The organism is Hydrogenobacter thermophilus TK-6 (assembly GCF_000010785.1).
GTDB lineage: Bacteria > Aquificota > Aquificia > Aquificales > Aquificaceae > Hydrogenobacter > Hydrogenobacter thermophilus.
On record NC_013799.1, the window covers coordinates 526675 to 542534 of the forward strand.

Here is a 15860-nt window from a genome sequence, read left to right on the forward strand (position 1 = left end):
CTAAAAGATGATCGTTTCAGCGATAAACTTTGCGGGTGTAGTGAATACCAAACCGCCCAATTCCCTTAATGCGAACGAATTGGTGAACTGCACAAACTTTTATGTAACTCCGTACGGCTCTTTAAAGGCGAGGAGAGGATTATCTCTGCTTGGTTCCCTTCCATCTGCAGATTTTAGATCCATCTGCTATTTTTCAAAGACCAATCTGTTGTATCTCGCAAGTGGGACAACATTGTACAGTTTTGATCCTGCCAGCGGACGCTTTACTGTTATAGGCAATGTTGATACTCCAGAGTGCAGTTTCATTGAAGCCTTTGGTAAGTTGTGGATTGCGGACGGAGGCAAGTTAAAGTACTACGATGGAACTACATTCGGGACAGTTGACGATTTCATTTACAAGACACAAACGATAGGGACAGGGGACGGGACTACCACATCTTTTACGGGCACACTTGCTACGCCTGTAACTCCTTCCTCGGTTAGTGTTAGTTATACTGTAGGTAGCACTACTTACACCGCAGTTGATGACGGGAAGGGAAATATTACAGGGGATTACATCAGTACAGGAACCGTAAATTATCAAACAGGTAGTATATCTCTTACTTTTTCTACCGCACCAGCTAATGGCACACAGATAAATGTAAAGTATTCCAATTCCGAAGTTATAAATGTTTTTGCTGACGATATAGCTTTTAAAGATGAACGAATTTATGTTGCTTACGGAAGCGATATATACATATCACTTGTGCGGGATCCTTCCGCGTGGTTTTTTATATCTGTAAACAAACAGGACGGTGCAAAAATAAAGGGGATTCATGTTTACTATGACAAGCTTGTTATCTTCAAGGGCGATCCCAAACCTGCTATTTATATTCTCTCTGGATACAACTTACAGACTTACACATTGTCAAGAGTGGCGCAGCATGTTTCAGTAAATAACAAGTATTCCGTCAGGCCTTTCTTAGGGGATCTGTATTTTAACTGGGGAAGGTCTGTTTACGCTCTATCCAAGCTGTTGGGATACGGAGAAGTGGAGCCTGTCCCATTGACATTACACTTTGATACCTACGACACAACATCGCAGGAGCGCTTTGCGCTTCCCTTACCCGGTGAATATGTTATCTTCTTTCTTTCCAGATCCGATGCGCTACCCTTTGCTTTTACGCCTGAGAGGAACGCATGCACCTTCCTTAACTTTGCGGTTCCGTGTGTATGTGGCGTTGTGGTAGGAACTGATGTGTATTTAGCTGGCGGGGGTGGCGTCTTCAAGTTTGCACCTATAAATACTGACGCTGGAATAAACATCGCTTATAGTGTTGATTTTGCACACATTGGGAATTACATAAACAACACACTGGTGAAACGCATTGCGATAAGGGTACTTCCATTCATGGATGGCGATCTGTCTGTATTTGTTAAAGGTAAACGTGTTCTATTCACACAGATAACTCCCCCCTCAGTTTGGGACAGAGCGCTCTGGGATAGTGCGAGGTATGGTACAGATACAAACACCCCAATTTATAAGAGACAGGTCATCTTTGGGCGCACTTTAGACTTTACAATGCGCACAGGCACCCCCCTTGAATTGTTTGCGTTTGAAATAGACATGGAGGTGAAGCATGGCTGATCCGATCGTCAGGCTGTATGATTTTCAGCCGGGAACAATTATAAAGAGTTCAGAGGTGGACAATGAACTGAATCAGCTTATCAGCTTTCTAAACAGGATCTGGACTAACGGGAGCTGGGACGGGGTAGTCTGGAAATTGCTCGCTCAGTATGTAAGTAGTGATAACTGGACAGTGAGCGACCTCCGCACCTTTCTTGCTGCCGCGCACAATCCAGATGGGACTATTAAGAGCGATGGAATAAGCGATGCGTTGATATACGCTCATAATCATGACTCCACAGCGCACCCTGAGGTGCAATCCGCACTGAGCCTTTTAAGTGCAGGCGTTGCCTTCTTTATGAGTTAGGAGGGGGAAGATGCTGGCGATTGCAAGTCTGAATAACCAGACAGATGTGGTAATTTACACTGCTCCTGCCGGTAAAACGGTATTTGCATTTGTTGATATTTACGCTGTTTCTTCAACAAACATTACGCTGAAGATCAACAACACAGTTTTTCTTAGTCAGCCCCTCTCCGCTGGTGTTAGCTTGTCCATAAAATTGATACTAAACGGGGGAGACAGCATAACAGCCTCCTCCACAGGTCAGGCTAACTTTTTTGTTCACGGTATAGTTCAGTAGGAGGTTAACAATGGGTTGGGTACCTGGTTGGGAAATTGATCCAGCAGATGTAGGTTGGGATACAGGCGGTTCTCGGTACTTCAGCATAAACAAAGATTTTGTGGACTGGGTACAGCAGAATCGCCCCGATCTGTACAATGCCGCAGTAAACCTTATTGATAAGGCGGGGGCAGTACAGGAAAGAAGTAATGGGCCGGCATCATGGTATAACATAGATTTTGCTTCTCCAGCAGCAAAGGGAGCCTTTAGTGATATTTATCGTGCAGCTACGCAAGCATATACAGCAGCTGCATTCGGAACTACCCCCGAAGCTCTCTATGGTCCTGGTGCGGGGCAGATTGGGAGTAGCAGGGGTGGATATTATGGCGGCGGGGGTGGATATTACGGCGGTGGCGGCGGTGGCATGTATGTCGCCACTTCGGGTGGGCAGAGCCTCTCTGGGAACGTGAACTTTTCCGGTCTTTACCCACCTATTCTGCAACAACTTGCTGACTTCCAACTCAGGCTTATGTCATCCCCAGAATTCCAGGATGTATTCAACACCATCCTTGGAGGGGGGGTAAACTCAAAAACGCTTTCTGCTTTTAATGATGTAAATAATAAACTTATAGAAAGCTGGAAAGATTTAACCCGCCCTGTCTTTCAGACAAATATACTTGGTGCGATAGAGGGGTTGGCAAATAGAGGAGTGCTGGACAGCTCGGTAGCGAAGGGGCTACTGGGGAGCATTAGCAGTGAGTACATGACACAGCTTTCCAACTATGCTACACAGCTATTGCGTGATGCATACGAAAAGGCATACTCCCAACCCTTCAGCGCAGTCAAGGCTTTAATACCATTTATGTCATTGGCACAGGTAAGTGGGGGGGGAGGCACGAGCAGTTCGTCATCGTATTCTTACAACCCCGCTCCACTTGTAGGATTGCTTACTTCCCTAATAGGCTTATAGGAGGGGTATGATGGATTTTGGTCTCGGTCTCGCTTTAGGTCTCGGTTCCACATTGCTTGGGGGTTTGCTCGGTGGGGGTGATGCTCCAGAAACGAGTAGCTATTTTATCCCAAAACCTCAGGGATATGCAAACTTAGCCAGATATTATCAGGGTATTCTAACAAAGATGCTCAACGATATGCTTGATATTCAGGCTCCAATCCCCGGGGACAACTCTACTCCCATCGGTGATCAACCACAGCCTATGCCAAGAATAACCTCTTCACGCCTCCCACAACTCAGAGATAATATAAAAACCGCCTTTGATGTGCTGGTCTCCGGTACTCCCTACTTTGACGCTTCTCAGCTGAAGGCGTGGGAGAATCTTCCCACCGTTGATGTGCTTGGCATGAAGATACCTGTATATGGTGTGGGTAGAGCAAGAGCAAGGATGTTAAATGAAGCGCTGGGCTTGATGGCAAATCAGCTTGCGCTTGATCAGCAACAGAAGGAGCGATATTTAAAGAATGTTCTGACACCCATTGATGTTATGAATTTTCTCTTTCAGATTCCCCTCTCCTATTCCAGAGAAGCTGAATTCCCCATATCCGCAGGCGTGGTTCAGTATCCCAGCATGTCCACCACGCTTGGTGGATTGCTGTCAGGTTTTGGGCAGGGATTACTGCAGTACACGCTTATGAACAATTTGCTTAGGGGGATAGGAGGTTAAGCTATGGATTACTTTGGACAGTACATGCAGATGGGGAGAGGATTACTCGCACCCATAGTGGATACCATACAGCGCCTTGCACTTATGAAATTACAACAGCAAGAACAGATGTCAGCATTGCAAAAGAGGGCTGAGATTGTACAAAATCTGGCAAGTCAGCTTACTTCAAGTCTTCCTTCCGATACAGAAACTAAGATAGAGAATCCACCATCTTTTACATTACCTACCCCCACCCTCTTTAAACCTTCTTCTGTATCTACAGTCCCTCAACCTTCTAAGATAACTGAACAACCTAAATCACCGACAGAATATGCGCAGGAACTGTATGAGAAGACTTTACCCATTCTTGCTCAAGCTAATGTGTACGGATTGGACTTCTCCCCCATGCTAAGCAATCTGATAAAGAAACAGGAAGAAACTTTTCAATCATTAAACAAGTTTCAGACCATGACAAAAGTTCTTCCTAAGCTGTTCCCTGACATGGATCAAAACACCGCAAGCTACTTAGCTCTCGGTATAGCTCAGGGCGACATATCAGTTAAGGATATTAAAGATCTTAGAAAGAAAGATGTACAGTTTATACAGGCGAAGAGTGCTGACGGCACGGTGTATGTGCTCGGATTTGATAAGGATTCAGGTGGTCAGGTATTCTCTGCAAAAATACAGCCCGACCTTAATCTACTTCAGCAAATTACTTCCGTAAAAGAGGGGGCAATACTGCGCAGAGAGCTTGCATTAGAAGGTGCACGACACGCAAACAGGATGGCTGAAATACAGTTAGAGAAGAGTCTTCAGAACAATGATACAAAGTATCAGCATGTAAAAATAAGAGTACCTGCAAGTCAGGAGGAGATTAAACAAAATCCGGTCCTGGGTGTGCAGGGTAAAGAGATTCCAGCTCTGTTTGACCCCCGCAGTGGTAATTTCTACGATCCTGTCACAAAACAACAAATAGATCCACGCACTGGCAGTCCTGTTTCTCAAAGTCCAAATACGAGGCAACCCGCAAGGAGCGTTTTTGATCTCTACAGGAGGTAGTCATGCCCAACCTTGAGCAAGTGCTTAGTTATCTTGATCCTGCTTTCGCAAACGCAAGTCAGGAACAGAGAAATGCAATATTAAACGACTTAAAGGGAAATCCTCAAAAGATTGATAAAGTCCTGAGCTACTTAGACCCACAGTACGCAAAGGCTCCTCCTGAGATGAAAACCAAGATACTTAAAGACTTAAGCGGTGTGTCTCTTCCTGAAAAGATAGGGCGAGCCTTTGCTTATGGCGCAGGCGAGCTGGCTGAGGATATGGGACAGATACTTAAAAAGGGGAGGGGGCTTGTAGAAAAGCTACCCTTTGTACCTAAAACGCAGGGGCAAGGACTTGCAGAAACTCTTATACAGCTCGGACAGGAAGCTAAAAGCTACTGGATACCAGAGCAATACAAGGAAGTGTATGATTTCCCTGGCTCATCCATAGTTCAAGAAATACCATCCCTTATTGGCTTTTCACCCGTTCTGAAGACGGGAGGTGCGGTTGGTAAAGCTATAGCACGGAAGCTCGGTCAAAAAGGGTTAACCGAAGCTATTGCTGAAAATGTTGGCGCTGGACTTGGCTATTCAGCAACTCAGGCGACAAGCGGAGATTACACCGGTCAGGATGTTTTAACGCAGACAGCGCTTGATGTTGGGGTGGGTGCTGGTGGTTATACTGTAGGAAAATGGCTGAGTAGTCTTCTTAAGGGTAAAACCCCCGAGCAGGCGGTAAAGGTTCTTGATACTCTTGAGGCTAAACTGCCCGAAGGAGAGCAGAAGGAGGCGGTAAAGCTTGTAAAGCAGAAGTTGATTAAGAAAAGTCCCCAGCCTGCTGAAACCACAGCAACTCCAGCCGAGACAGTAATACAAAAGCCTACAATTGAAGAGCTGACTGTAAAGGGAAACGAAAAGCCTGTTTCTGACGAGGTTTTAAATTTCTACGCAGGCGGACCTTCCACAGAGCAGTTAAAAGGGCTAACCAAGGTTCCCGAAGACCCGCTAACTTATGCAAAAGATCTGGGAGTGGAGAAGCCTGCTAAGGAGGCAAGGGCAGGCATCTTTGCGAACGCTAAACGGTGGGTCTTACCTCAGTATGAGTGGTTAAAAGAAACCCCGGAGACTGCAAGTGTGTACAGGGCTGCGAAAGACTACACAGAGGGATTTGAAAAGGATATAAAGACATGGCTACAGGACAGACTTGGGCAGATAAAGGAAACGATAAAAAACCTGCCTGATGAAGACCGTGCCAAGATTGTGGACTATGTAGAGGGTAAAACAAAGGAACTGCCTGAAAGTTATAAACCTGTAGCCAATCAGATAAGGCAATACCTGGATGACATTTACAATTACGCAAAAGGGCAGGGACTGAATATTTCTTACAGAAAAGATTACTTCCCCCACATTTTTGATGGACACATAAGGGTTCAGGTGGGTGATGAGTTTAAGTCTGCTAAAACTTGGGATGAAGCGTTAGAAATTGCAAAAAAGGGGATTGATGAGGGGCAGCAGGTAAACATAAAAGCGATGCTTCCTCCCAGCATCTACGAGCTAAGGATAACAAACCCCCGTTTCTGGTCGCTGGTAAATGAGCTGAAAGATGGCGTTGAGTTAACAACGGAAGAGGTAAAGGGTCTTTTGCAGGAGGCAGGTATAGGCAGGAGACCCAAATACAGGTTTGTGAGCAACCTTCTGGAGAGAAAATACGATATAGATGGTTATATAAAAGACCCTGAGGTTGCTCTGCCTATCTACACCTTCAATATCATCAAAAAGATACATCAGGACAGATTTTTAAGTGAGTTTGAAAAAGGCTACGAGCAGATTAAAGACCCCAGGCTGAGAAGGATGCTTGATGAGTACAAGACGCAGGTTCTGGGCTATCCCACAAAGCCTGAAGAAGTAGCAGCAGATACAATAAACGCTTTTCTTAAAACTCCCTTTGGCAGGTGGTTTCTTGACAAGCTTGGCAGGTCAGTAGGCACAGAGGTATCTCCTTACGATGTGAGAAGAATAGCGGGACAAACAAACTACTGGCTGAATTATCTACCCGATCTTGGTCTGTCTATTAGCTCAGCTCTTGTCAACTCTACACAAACGCTTACCAACACATTACCTATTCTGGGTGCTAAAAAGTCTGCGCTGGCTGGTATGCTGAAATACACAAGGGCGCTCTTGACAGATAACGAACAGATTAAAAAAGAGCTCTTTGACGCAGGCATACTGACGGAAAGCTCCTTTGAAGGACTGAGATTTAGTCTCAGCGGGCTTAAAGACCTGCCCATGTCCCTCTTTTCGGGTGTGGAGGTTCTAAACCGTGTTGCAACCTACGGGGCTGCGAAGGAATACGGATTAAGAGAAGGCACCGAGGGAATGTTAAAAACTCTTAATAAGCTTCTTGGTGTGCCTGAGCATGACCCTCTTTACAAGCTTATACAGTCTAATGTTCCACTTGAGAAGAAGGCAACGGAGTTTGCAAAAGAGGTGGTGGATAAAACCCAGTTTCGGTATGAGAAGTTTCAAAACCCAAGAGCATTGGGGAGCCTTAGCAAGCTTGCGCTTCCATATAAAACATATTTAATTAACCAGCTTCTGCTGAGCTACAGGATGCTCACGGGCGCTAAAGCTAACCCGAGGGAAGCCATCCTTTTCTTTGCTGCCCCCGTTTTGCTTGCGGGCAAAGACGGAAACCCTCTAACTGCGTGGACATGGGGCGCTCTCAATGAGCTTTACGGACACATAACAGGAAAGGATCTGGAGGAAGACATAAAGGACAAACTTGGCAAGGCTGGGGATGTTCTTCTGGAGGGTCTGCCAAAGCAGGTGGGTGTGGATATAAGGGGGGCTGTAAAGCTGGACTTTCCCAATCCCTTTGACGAAAGGTTTTACGGCAGACCAGGAAGGATTTTGAAAGATGTTTATGACATAGCAAAGGGAGAAAAGGGAACTGATGCGCTTAAAGAAGAGCTTACCCCGAAGTTTGTAAAGAGTATAAGCCAAGCTTATGACATTATAAGGAGCGGTTATGTTAAGGATAATAAGGGTAGGGTGATAAAGGAGGGGGACTGGAAAGATGCGCTGCTTACCAGTTTGGGTGTAAAGCCCACTGAATACTACGACTTTCTGGAGAAAAAAGACCTCATCTACAAGATGGAGAAGAAGTTTAAAAATGACTACGAACCACTCATAAACGAATACACGGACAGCATTATAAGCGGTGATGAGGATAGACGGAGAGACTCATTGAAGAGTATAAACTCTGCGCTTCAGGAGCTAAACAATAAGATACAAAATTCTGAAGGGCAAAGGCAGAAGGCTTACCTGTATCTTTACCTGAGACTTGCAGGTGCGCTAAAAGATGAAAGTTTGATAAGGCGAATGAAAGAAAGGCTCGCCCCCTCTTCGGGAGATAAATACAAACAAATGCTTATTCAGGAAGAATAAAAGGAGGTGTTTAAACATGTGGCAAGTCATCTTAGCTATGGTACCGTGGGAGAAGCTCATTCTGTATGTGTTTGCTCAGCTCACAGGGCTGTCAGGAGAGCTGATTAACAAGCTTGTCCCCCGCGCAGTGGACCTTGTGATTGAAATAGAAAAACAGCTGGGGGATAAGCCGGGCAAAGAGAAGGCGGAATACTTCAATAGTAAGTTGAGGGAGATACTCGGCGGAATGTCGGAGTTTGTAATCAACTTACTCCGTGAGCTTGCTGTGGCATACGCAAAGAAGAAGAAGCTCATTTGAGGAGGTGATGTTCATGTTTGACTTACTGAGAAGACTTCTGGGACTTGCAAGTGCTTATTCTTCTGCAGAAAGGCAATACGGCAAGAAGTGGTATAAAAGCAAAACCATATGGGTAAATCTCATAGCGTTCATTGCTCTACTGCTTTCTGAGAAGTTGGGAATAAGTCTTACGAAAGAAGAGCAGGGGGCTCTGCTTGTTGTTATCAATATTGCTCTGAGAATCATCACAAAGGAGCCTATCGTATGGAGCGACTGAAAAAAGTCATAGAACGGTATAAAAACTCAAGGGTGAGGGTGGAAATAGGTTCGGAGACAGGCATGGAAGATAGTCCAGAATACAGGATACAGGAGGAGAAGAGGGGGAAGGGGATATTAAAGAAGTTGGGCATAAAGCTTACATTCCGTTTTTAGGAGAAAAAACATGGGGAGAGAGATCAGCTACATCTGTGATGCGTGCGGTAGTGATTGCACAGAACATTACTACATTGTCTCGGTGGTGAGGAGGGGGGAGGGACACAGTGTTTTGCATGTGAACGGAGATGACCCTATTCTTTGTCCTGAGTGCGCTCTTTCTGTTATCACCCTTTTGTCTCATCTTGAGGGGATGGGGTGGAAGGAGGAGGAGGATGAAGACGACGGCTTTTGATTACGCTCTTTTGTTTACGCTCAAATGGGAGGGGGGATATGTAAACGATCCTAACGACCCGGGAGGAGAAACTAACTACGGCATAACAAGGAGAACGCTGGAGCTGGCAAGACAGAAGGGGCTCGTTTTTAAGGAGAGCGTTAAAGACATAGACAGGGAAGATGCAGCCGTGATTTACAGAAGGTTCTACTGGGAACCTCTTAAATGCGATGATATGCCTCTGTGGGTTGCTGTTCTGGTGTTTGATACAGGTGTAAATCAGGGTATCAGATACGCAGGTTTGCATCTGCAGTCTGCTTTAAATAACTTAAAGCATCACGGAGGCGCTTATTTTTCCTTAGCGGAAGATGGAATGATCGGTGATAAAACGCTGTCAGCGCTCAGGGAACTGAGCATACATCCGCTGGAGGTTAAACAGCTTTTTATAAGGCTCTACTGCGTTAACAGAGATATAAGATACACAGAGCTTGTGGGGAACAACCCGAAGCTCAAAAAGTTTTTAAAGGGTTGGTTTTTTAGGACTTCGTCGTTGCAAGATTATGCAAATTCTCTGATGGAGGTGTAGCTATGAAGAAAAAGGCTGTAAAAAAGCCTGCAGTAGCTATCGTCATACTGGCAGAGAAGAAGAAGGGAGGAAAGAAGAATGGCAGGAAGAAAAAAGGTTCCTGAAATTGTTGAGCATGCTGTTGCGGACATCATGAAGAAAAAGAAAGTTTCACGAGAGCAAGCCTACGCTATAGCTGTGGGTCAATTTCAGAAGGAAGAAGAAGAAGGGTAAAAAGGGTTGCTGTTGAAGTAAACAAAAATGGAGGGAGTGATATGGCTAAGAAGAGTAAAAAGAACTGGATACAATCTGCCATCAAGAAGCCAGGCTCTTTCACCCAATGGTGTAAGAAGAGAGGTTATGAAGGAGTCAATGAGGAGTGCATAGCTGAGGGGATGAAGTCTAAAGACCCGAAGACGAGGGCAAGGGCAAGGCTTGCAAAAACGCTAAGGGGGATGTCAAAGAGGAGGAGGAAAAAATGAGTGATAAGCTACTGGAGCATGGGGAAAAGATAGCAAAGCTGGAGACTAAGGTGGACCTTCTTTATCACGCTGTCAATGAGCTAAAACAACAGAATAACAGGATAGAGGAAAAGCTGGACACTCATATGGCACACATAGCCTCCTTGCAGAGCAGGGTTGCAGGGATCGCCTTTGTTGTGGGTGCCATTGTGTCAGGCATCACATCGCTTTTGTTCAAGCTTATAGGCTTTAAGGTGGGTGAGTCATGAAGGTATTTTTACTGTCTTTGTTTATTGTCTTTTTAGTGTTCAGGTCTGGAGAAGGCTGGAGCTACAGGGTGCTGGACAAAGCTAACGGGCGCTTCATTATCATGGTACAACTTACAGATACCAGTTTTTTGCAAATAGAGTTCGCAAAGGATGGTATAAAGCTACAGGAGCTTTTAGTGAGTTGACGACTAAGCGGTAAGGGAGTAAACTACTAAATGATGAAAGATGTTCGTAGCAAGGGATGTTAAAGTCCCCACAAGAGGAAGCTCTAATGAAACTCATCTTTGAGCTTTCAAAAAGAGGTAGAAAGAGCTTTGCGCTTCCCTCCTTGGATGTTCCGGAGGTCAGCCTGGAGGAGTATTTGGGAGAGCATTTCAGAAAGGAGCTGGACTTTCCAGAGGTATCAGAGCTTGATGCGGTAAGGCATTACACAAACCTTTCTAAGCTAAACTACTCGGTGGATACCAACTTTTACCCCCTCGGTTCTTGCAGTATGAAGTACAACCCCAGGATAGCTGAGGAGATTTCCAGGTGGGAGGAGTTCACAGACATGCATCCCATGACACCCGAAGATTACGCTCAGGGGAGTCTTGAGGTTATCTATAGGCTCAAGGAGCTTCTCAAAGAGCTGGGGGGATTCTCTGAGGTTAGTCTTGAACCGGCTGCGGGTGCACAGGGGGAGCTTCTTGGTCTTTTGCTCATGCGTACCTATCATACCGACAGGGGCAAAGAGTACAAGAGAAAGATACTCATACCAGATTCTGCACACGGTACTAACCCTGCATCCGCGGCTGTATGCGGTTTTGAGGTCATTACTGTAAAGAGTGATACTAACGGAGAGCTGGATTGGAGAGACTTTTCTGATAAGCTCAAGGATGATGTAGCTGGGCTTATGATAACCAATCCCAACACGCTTGGCATTTTTGAGAGAAGGATAAAAGACATGGCACAAGCTCTACATGAGAAGGATGCACTGCTTTACATGGACGGTGCTAACTTTAACGCTCTGGTGGGCATTGCAAAGCCGGGGCTGTGGGGTGTGGACATTATGCACTTTAACCTTCACAAAACCTTTGGAACTCCTCATGGAGGGGGTGGTCCCGGGGGTGGAGCAGTGGGAGTTTCTGAGAAGCTCGTACCTTACCTGCCTGTGCCTCAGGTGGAGTTTGACGGTGAGAAGTACTTTTTAAGCTGGGACAGACCAAAGAGTGTGGGGAAGATGCTATCCTTTTACGGGCACTTTAGTGTTATGCTAAAAGCCCTTGCTTACATACTCAGCTATGGTAATGAAATAAGCCGTGTTGCCAAATATGCGGTACTAAATGCCAGGTATCTCAGACACCTTCTCAAAGGTTGCTTGCTGGACCCTTACGAACACGTACCATGTATGCACGAGTTTGTTCTGTCAGCACTCAACTTGGTGCAGTACGACATAAAAGCCATAGACATAGCAAAGGCTCTCCTGGACAGAGGCTTTTACGCTCCCACCGTTTACTTCCCTCTGATAGTAAAAGAGGCGCTTATGATAGAACCTACAGAGACGGAAAGTGTGGATACTTTGAGAGCTTTTGCCAAGTCTCTGATGGAAATAATTGAGGAAGCCAAAAGGGACCCTCAAAAAGTAAAAGCCTCACCTGAGAAAACACCTGTAAGGAGGATAAAGGAGGTGGAAGCCAACAGAAAGCCAGTATTGCGCTATGCCTTTAAATCCTCATAGGCATAACAAGACACATATAAGGGTCGCTTTCTTTGTCTTCACTGTCTAAAACTATAGCGCTGTCAGGGTCTACGATTTTGAGCCATACCTTCTCAGTGTCAAAGCTCTCAAGAGCTTCTATCAGATACTTCCCGTTAAAGCCAAGTTCCATAGGCTCTTGGCTGTATTCTATGTCTACCTCATCCCTTCCTTCACCGTATTCTGGCTCTGTTATTTCAAAAACTGCAAGATTATCCTGAAGACTTATCTTAACTGGGAATGCGGAGCTTTCCGCTATAGCGGAGAGCCTTTTAAGAGCAGACAAAAACTCGCTTTTATTTATCAGAACCTCAATATTAAAGCTCTCCGGGATTACGCTAAGATAATCGGGGTACTCTCCTTCCAAAAGTCTTATAGATAGCTGAAAGTCTTCACCTTGCAAGTGAGCAAAAGACCCATCCTTTCCTATGGAAATTTCACCTATGTAGTCTTTTAAAAGCCCTTCTATGACTTTTAAACTCTTTCTTGGGATTAAAAGCTCAAGGGAAAAAGGCGATGGTGTAAAGTATAGAGCAAGCCTGTGCCCGTCCGAGCCTACAAAGTGGGTTTTTCCTTTGTGTTCATGAATATACATACCCTGAAGAGCATATCTGGTATCTTCCTTAGATATGGCATACTCAGTTTTATCTATGGCTTTGAGAAAATCCACAGCAGGTATTTGAGAAGATACCTTCACCTCGGGGAATTCTGGAAAGTCTTCCGCTTCAAGAGCTGTAAGATTAAACTTACTTCTACCGCCAGTTATGGAAAGTTTATCCTCCAGAAGTTGCGCTTGCAAAGTGGCTGATGGGATGGCTTTTATAACACTTGTGAGCTTGTCTGCGTTTACCGCCACCACTCCTTCTTCATAAACCTCCGCCCTCACGCTAAAAGTCAGGAAGTTTTCAAGGTCCGTAGCCTTTACTATAAGCCTGTCTTTCTGAGCCTGCAGTAAAAAGTTGTTAAGCACAGGGAGAGCTGACTTTTTCTCTGTGGCAGACTTGGCTTTGGTGAGGGCATCAAGAAACTCCTCCCTATCTACAGAAAACCTCATAACTTATGATTATAACATGGAAAAGGTAATATTCTTAGAAGAAGGAGCTGACTTGGATGCTCTGTCTTCCGCCTACGGACTGCTCCTAATTTACCCTGAGAGTAGCATCTTTAAACCCAAACATCTATCAAGAAGAGCCAGTGAGGTTTTCAGGGACTTTAGACATCTTTTTAGGATCAGGGAGGACCTTCCTCAAGAGTTTGACCTTATTCTTGCGGATACACACCACTACGAGGTTTACTTGGAGGAGTTCAAAGGCAAGGTAAAAGATATCATCATCTACGACCATCACCCTGCACATATGGCGGGTGTGAAGGGAAAAGTGCAGCAGGTGGGTAGTACAACTACCTTGGTAGTAGAAGAGCTGATGGAAAGAAATATGGACATATCACCAGTATCTGCAACCCTTTTGAGTTTTGGAATATACGAAGATACAGGTTTTCTTAGTTATGAGGGGACAACATCAAGGGATGCCAGAGCTTTAGCCTGGCTACTTGAGAAGGGAGCTGACCTTAGGATTGTTCGCAAGTATCTTTCGGACACGCTCAGCAAAGAGCAGATAGACATGCTTTCCAAACATTTACAATCCATAGAATCTCTGTTCTTCAACGGAAAGAAAATTGTCATAGCTACTCTAAAGGCAGAAGAGTATGAGCCAGACCTTCTGCGCATAATCTACGACCTTAGAGAGGTGAGAGATTCTTCCGCTCTGTTTGTTATAGTGTCAGCAGGTTATAAGACTTACGTTTTTGGAAGGAGCCTAAGGGGAGAGTTGGATGTGAATAAAATACTTGAACATTTTGGAGGTGGTGGACACACCTTTGCCAGCGCCACCAAGTTAGAAGGTGCTCATGCGGAAAGAGTAAAGTCTGTGCTTACATCCCTGCTGGAGGGTAAAAGGGTAGCCTTGAAAGTAAAAGAAGTTATGACTTCCCCTCCCTTTGTACTGCACCAAGATACAGGCATTTCAGATGCCATCCTTGAACTTTCTCAAAGGAACTTTGCAGGGGCACCTGTTGTGGATGATGCTGGGAAGCTGGTAGGTGTGATCTACAAGAAGAGCCTTGTAAGAGCTTTAAAGCACTATCCAGAAGGGCGTGTCAGAGACTTTATGTTGGAGGAGTTTCACACGCTCACACCAGAAGACTTTATCTGGAAGGCTGAAGAGATACTTTCCCGCTATGGAGAAAAACTCATACCTGTTGTGGAAGGCGATAGGCTTGTGGGTGTAATAACAAGGCTTGACCTCCTTTACAGCATGAGACAGCAAACCGCGTACCTGAAAGCGTACGAGAGGAAGATAAAGCTTCCACCTCATATAGAAGAGGTAGGCAGAGAGATAGGCATTATAGCTGAAGGTTTAGGATTTAAGGCGTATTTGGTGGGTGGTGTGGTAAGGGACATACTTTTGGGCAAGGAAGTGTGGGATGTTGACTTTGTTGTAGAAGGCGATGCCATTAAAGTGGCAGAGCTTCTGGCGCAAAAGCATAAAGTTGAGTTTCACCCCTTTCCCGAGTTTGGTACAGCTCATGTAAAGGTAAAGGGCTTAAAGTTAGAGCTTGCTACCACAAGAAGGGAAACTTATCCCCATCCCGGTGCATATCCCTTGGTAGAGTATGCATCCCTCAGAGAGGATCTCTTGCGCAGAGACTTTACCATAAATGCCATGGCAGTTTCTGTAAATTCACAAGACTTTGGTACGCTCATAGACTACTTTGGAGGACTCAGGGACCTTAAAGACAGGCTCATAAGGGTGCTTCATCCACTGAGTTTTGTAGAAGACCCTGTGAGAATCCTTAGAGCTTTGCGGTTTGCTGGTAGACTTGGATTTAAGCTGTCAAAAAGCACAGAAAGGCTCCTCAGAAGCGCAGTATCCTTAGGAGCAATATCTTCAGCACCAAAAGGTAGGATCATGAACGAGGTAAGGCTCGCTTTAAGAGAGGAAAGATTTCTTGAGATACTTGAACTTTACAGAAAGTACCAAATCTTGGCAGAGATATTTAAAGGGATAACTTGGTCTCCTAAGCTGGAGAAGAAGTTGCTACGCCTACGAGACATAATAACCTGGCACAAAATAGAGTTTCCCAAGGAAGTTATGGACTATGGATGGGTGTATCTTCTTGTCCTGCTTGAAGAGATGAAAGAAGAAGAGGGCATGGCTTTCCTGAGAGACATAAGCGCACCAAGCTGGGTGAGGGAAACCTACAAAATTATGAAGAGGGGGTCAAAAAGCACAGAAAAAAGCCTTCTGGAAGCTAAGAGAAATTCAGAGGTCTATTTATCGCTAAAAAACAAACCACTGTACTTCCTGCTGATGCTTATGACTAAAGAAAACCTAAAGGAGAAGGTAAAGCTATACCTTGAAAAGTTGAGATTTGTAAAGGTAAATGTGGAGAAGTTCAGGGGGCTAAGCGGAAGGGAGCTTGGAGAGGCTATAGAGAAAGAGAAGATGAAGATAATGGATGAAGCTTTGGAGTAAAGT

At 45.1% G+C, this 15860-nt stretch carries 19 protein-coding genes; 18 read left to right on the plus strand and 1 reads right to left on the minus strand.

The annotated features are described in order from the left end of the window. Nucleotides 1-7 precede the first annotated feature (7 nt). From HTH_RS02780 to gcvPB, 17 genes are all read left to right on the plus strand, one after another. A complete protein-coding gene (locus HTH_RS02780; protein WP_012963196.1) occupies nucleotides 8-1627 on the plus strand; it encodes a hypothetical protein in 1620 nt (539 codons plus the stop codon). After that, complete coding sequence (locus HTH_RS02785) at nucleotides 1620-1973, plus strand: hypothetical protein (protein ID WP_012963197.1); 354 nt, start codon at nucleotides 1620-1622, stop codon at nucleotides 1971-1973. The genes HTH_RS02780 and HTH_RS02785 overlap by 8 nt, the downstream gene beginning before the upstream one ends. A 10-nt stretch (nucleotides 1974-1983) precedes the next feature. Continuing rightward, nucleotides 1984-2247, plus strand: coding sequence for a hypothetical protein (locus HTH_RS02790; RefSeq protein ID WP_012963198.1), 264 nt, complete (start codon nucleotides 1984-1986; stop codon nucleotides 2245-2247). Between the two features lie 10 nt (nucleotides 2248-2257). Then, nucleotides 2258-3196: a hypothetical protein gene (locus tag HTH_RS02795; RefSeq protein WP_012963199.1), complete on the plus strand. Its 939-nt coding sequence runs from the start codon at nucleotides 2258-2260 to the stop codon at nucleotides 3194-3196. 7 nt (nucleotides 3197-3203) lie between these two features. Then, nucleotides 3204-3905 carry a hypothetical protein gene (locus HTH_RS02800; RefSeq protein ID WP_232500456.1) on the plus strand — a complete coding sequence of 234 codons (702 nt, stop codon included), beginning with the start codon at nucleotides 3204-3206 and terminating at the stop codon, nucleotides 3903-3905. A gap of 3 nt (nucleotides 3906-3908) precedes the next feature. Then, entirely contained in the window at nucleotides 3909-4943 is a 1035-nt protein-coding gene (locus HTH_RS02805) for a hypothetical protein (RefSeq protein ID WP_012963201.1), read from the plus strand. 2 nt (nucleotides 4944-4945) lie between these two features. Then, a complete protein-coding gene (locus HTH_RS02810; RefSeq protein WP_012963202.1) occupies nucleotides 4946-8371 on the plus strand; it encodes a hypothetical protein in 3426 nt (1141 codons plus the stop codon). Between the two features lie 16 nt (nucleotides 8372-8387). Further along, complete coding sequence (locus HTH_RS02815) at nucleotides 8388-8669, plus strand: hypothetical protein (protein WP_012963203.1); 282 nt, start codon at nucleotides 8388-8390, stop codon at nucleotides 8667-8669. Between the two features lie 13 nt (nucleotides 8670-8682). Next, complete coding sequence (locus HTH_RS02820; protein ID WP_012963204.1) at nucleotides 8683-8925, plus strand: hypothetical protein; 243 nt, start codon at nucleotides 8683-8685, stop codon at nucleotides 8923-8925. Next, nucleotides 8913-9080: a hypothetical protein gene (locus HTH_RS09945; RefSeq protein WP_012963205.1), complete on the plus strand. Its 168-nt coding sequence runs from the start codon at nucleotides 8913-8915 to the stop codon at nucleotides 9078-9080. Before HTH_RS02820 ends, HTH_RS09945 begins: the two co-directional genes overlap by 13 nt. Nucleotides 9081-9090: 10 nt before the next feature. Further along, on the plus strand, nucleotides 9091-9315 hold the full coding sequence (locus HTH_RS02825) for a hypothetical protein (protein ID WP_012963206.1): 225 nt from the start codon (nucleotides 9091-9093) through the stop codon (nucleotides 9313-9315). Next, a complete protein-coding gene (locus HTH_RS02830) occupies nucleotides 9296-9880 on the plus strand; it encodes a glycoside hydrolase family 108 protein (RefSeq protein ID WP_012963207.1) in 585 nt (194 codons plus the stop codon). Before HTH_RS02825 ends, HTH_RS02830 begins: the two co-directional genes overlap by 20 nt. A gap of 78 nt (nucleotides 9881-9958) precedes the next feature. Next, nucleotides 9959-10093, plus strand: coding sequence for a hypothetical protein (locus HTH_RS10130; protein WP_012963208.1), 135 nt, complete (start codon nucleotides 9959-9961; stop codon nucleotides 10091-10093). Nucleotides 10094-10134: 41 nt separating this feature from the next. Next, the gene (locus HTH_RS02835) at nucleotides 10135-10341 is read left to right on the plus strand and encodes a hypothetical protein (RefSeq protein WP_012963209.1); all 207 of its coding nucleotides are present in this window, start codon (nucleotides 10135-10137) and stop codon (nucleotides 10339-10341) included. After that, complete coding sequence (locus HTH_RS02840) at nucleotides 10338-10589, plus strand: hypothetical protein (RefSeq protein ID WP_012963210.1); 252 nt, start codon at nucleotides 10338-10340, stop codon at nucleotides 10587-10589. Before HTH_RS02835 ends, HTH_RS02840 begins: the two co-directional genes overlap by 4 nt. Continuing rightward, nucleotides 10586-10774, plus strand: a complete 189-nt coding sequence (locus HTH_RS02845) for a hypothetical protein (protein WP_012963211.1) — start codon at nucleotides 10586-10588, stop codon at nucleotides 10772-10774. The genes HTH_RS02840 and HTH_RS02845 overlap by 4 nt, the downstream gene beginning before the upstream one ends. Before the next feature lie 86 nt (nucleotides 10775-10860). Then, nucleotides 10861-12306 (plus strand): aminomethyl-transferring glycine dehydrogenase subunit GcvPB, encoded by a 1446-nt coding sequence (gene gcvPB / locus HTH_RS02850; protein WP_012963212.1) that lies wholly within the window; start codon nucleotides 10861-10863, stop codon nucleotides 12304-12306. On the opposite strand, the gene dnaN is transcribed toward gcvPB, so the two are convergent. Further along, nucleotides 12293-13378 (minus strand): DNA polymerase III subunit beta, encoded by a 1086-nt coding sequence (gene dnaN / locus HTH_RS02855; protein WP_012963213.1) that lies wholly within the window; start codon nucleotides 13376-13378, stop codon nucleotides 12293-12295. The two genes, gcvPB and dnaN, sit on opposite strands and share 14 nt — an antisense overlap. Here dnaN and HTH_RS02860 point away from each other — a divergent pair. Then, nucleotides 13317-15857: a CBS domain-containing protein gene (locus HTH_RS02860; protein ID WP_232500457.1), complete on the plus strand. Its 2541-nt coding sequence runs from the start codon at nucleotides 13317-13319 to the stop codon at nucleotides 15855-15857. The genes dnaN and HTH_RS02860 overlap by 62 nt on opposite strands. Nucleotides 15858-15860: the final 3 nt, after the last annotated feature.

Coding starts and splice junctions, on each gene's coding strand:
- HTH_RS02795 (WP_012963199.1), top strand. CDS start 2,258: ATGGGTTGGGTACCTGGTTGGGAAATTGATCCAGCAGATGTAGGTTGG.
- HTH_RS10130 (WP_012963208.1), top strand. CDS start 9,959: ATGGCAGGAAGAAAAAAGGTTCCTGAAATTGTTGAGCATGCTGTTGCG.
- HTH_RS02825 (WP_012963206.1), top strand. CDS start 9,091: ATGGGGAGAGAGATCAGCTACATCTGTGATGCGTGCGGTAGTGATTGC.
- HTH_RS02800 (WP_232500456.1), top strand. CDS start 3,204: ATGATGGATTTTGGTCTCGGTCTCGCTTTAGGTCTCGGTTCCACATTG.
- HTH_RS02820 (WP_012963204.1), top strand. CDS start 8,683: ATGTTTGACTTACTGAGAAGACTTCTGGGACTTGCAAGTGCTTATTCT.
- HTH_RS02780 (WP_012963196.1), top strand. CDS start 8: ATGATCGTTTCAGCGATAAACTTTGCGGGTGTAGTGAATACCAAACCG.
- HTH_RS09945 (WP_012963205.1), top strand. CDS start 8,913: ATGGAGCGACTGAAAAAAGTCATAGAACGGTATAAAAACTCAAGGGTG.
- HTH_RS02805 (WP_012963201.1), top strand. CDS start 3,909: ATGGATTACTTTGGACAGTACATGCAGATGGGGAGAGGATTACTCGCA.
- HTH_RS02790 (WP_012963198.1), top strand. CDS start 1,984: ATGCTGGCGATTGCAAGTCTGAATAACCAGACAGATGTGGTAATTTAC.
- HTH_RS02835 (WP_012963209.1), top strand. CDS start 10,135: ATGGCTAAGAAGAGTAAAAAGAACTGGATACAATCTGCCATCAAGAAG.
- HTH_RS02845 (WP_012963211.1), top strand. CDS start 10,586: ATGAAGGTATTTTTACTGTCTTTGTTTATTGTCTTTTTAGTGTTCAGG.
- dnaN (WP_012963213.1), bottom strand. CDS start 13,378: ATGAGGTTTTCTGTAGATAGGGAGGAGTTTCTTGATGCCCTCACCAAA.
- HTH_RS02830 (WP_012963207.1), top strand. CDS start 9,296: ATGAAGACGACGGCTTTTGATTACGCTCTTTTGTTTACGCTCAAATGG.
- HTH_RS02815 (WP_012963203.1), top strand. CDS start 8,388: ATGTGGCAAGTCATCTTAGCTATGGTACCGTGGGAGAAGCTCATTCTG.
- gcvPB (WP_012963212.1), top strand. CDS start 10,861: ATGAAACTCATCTTTGAGCTTTCAAAAAGAGGTAGAAAGAGCTTTGCG.
- HTH_RS02810 (WP_012963202.1), top strand. CDS start 4,946: ATGCCCAACCTTGAGCAAGTGCTTAGTTATCTTGATCCTGCTTTCGCA.
- HTH_RS02785 (WP_012963197.1), top strand. CDS start 1,620: ATGGCTGATCCGATCGTCAGGCTGTATGATTTTCAGCCGGGAACAATT.
- HTH_RS02840 (WP_012963210.1), top strand. CDS start 10,338: ATGAGTGATAAGCTACTGGAGCATGGGGAAAAGATAGCAAAGCTGGAG.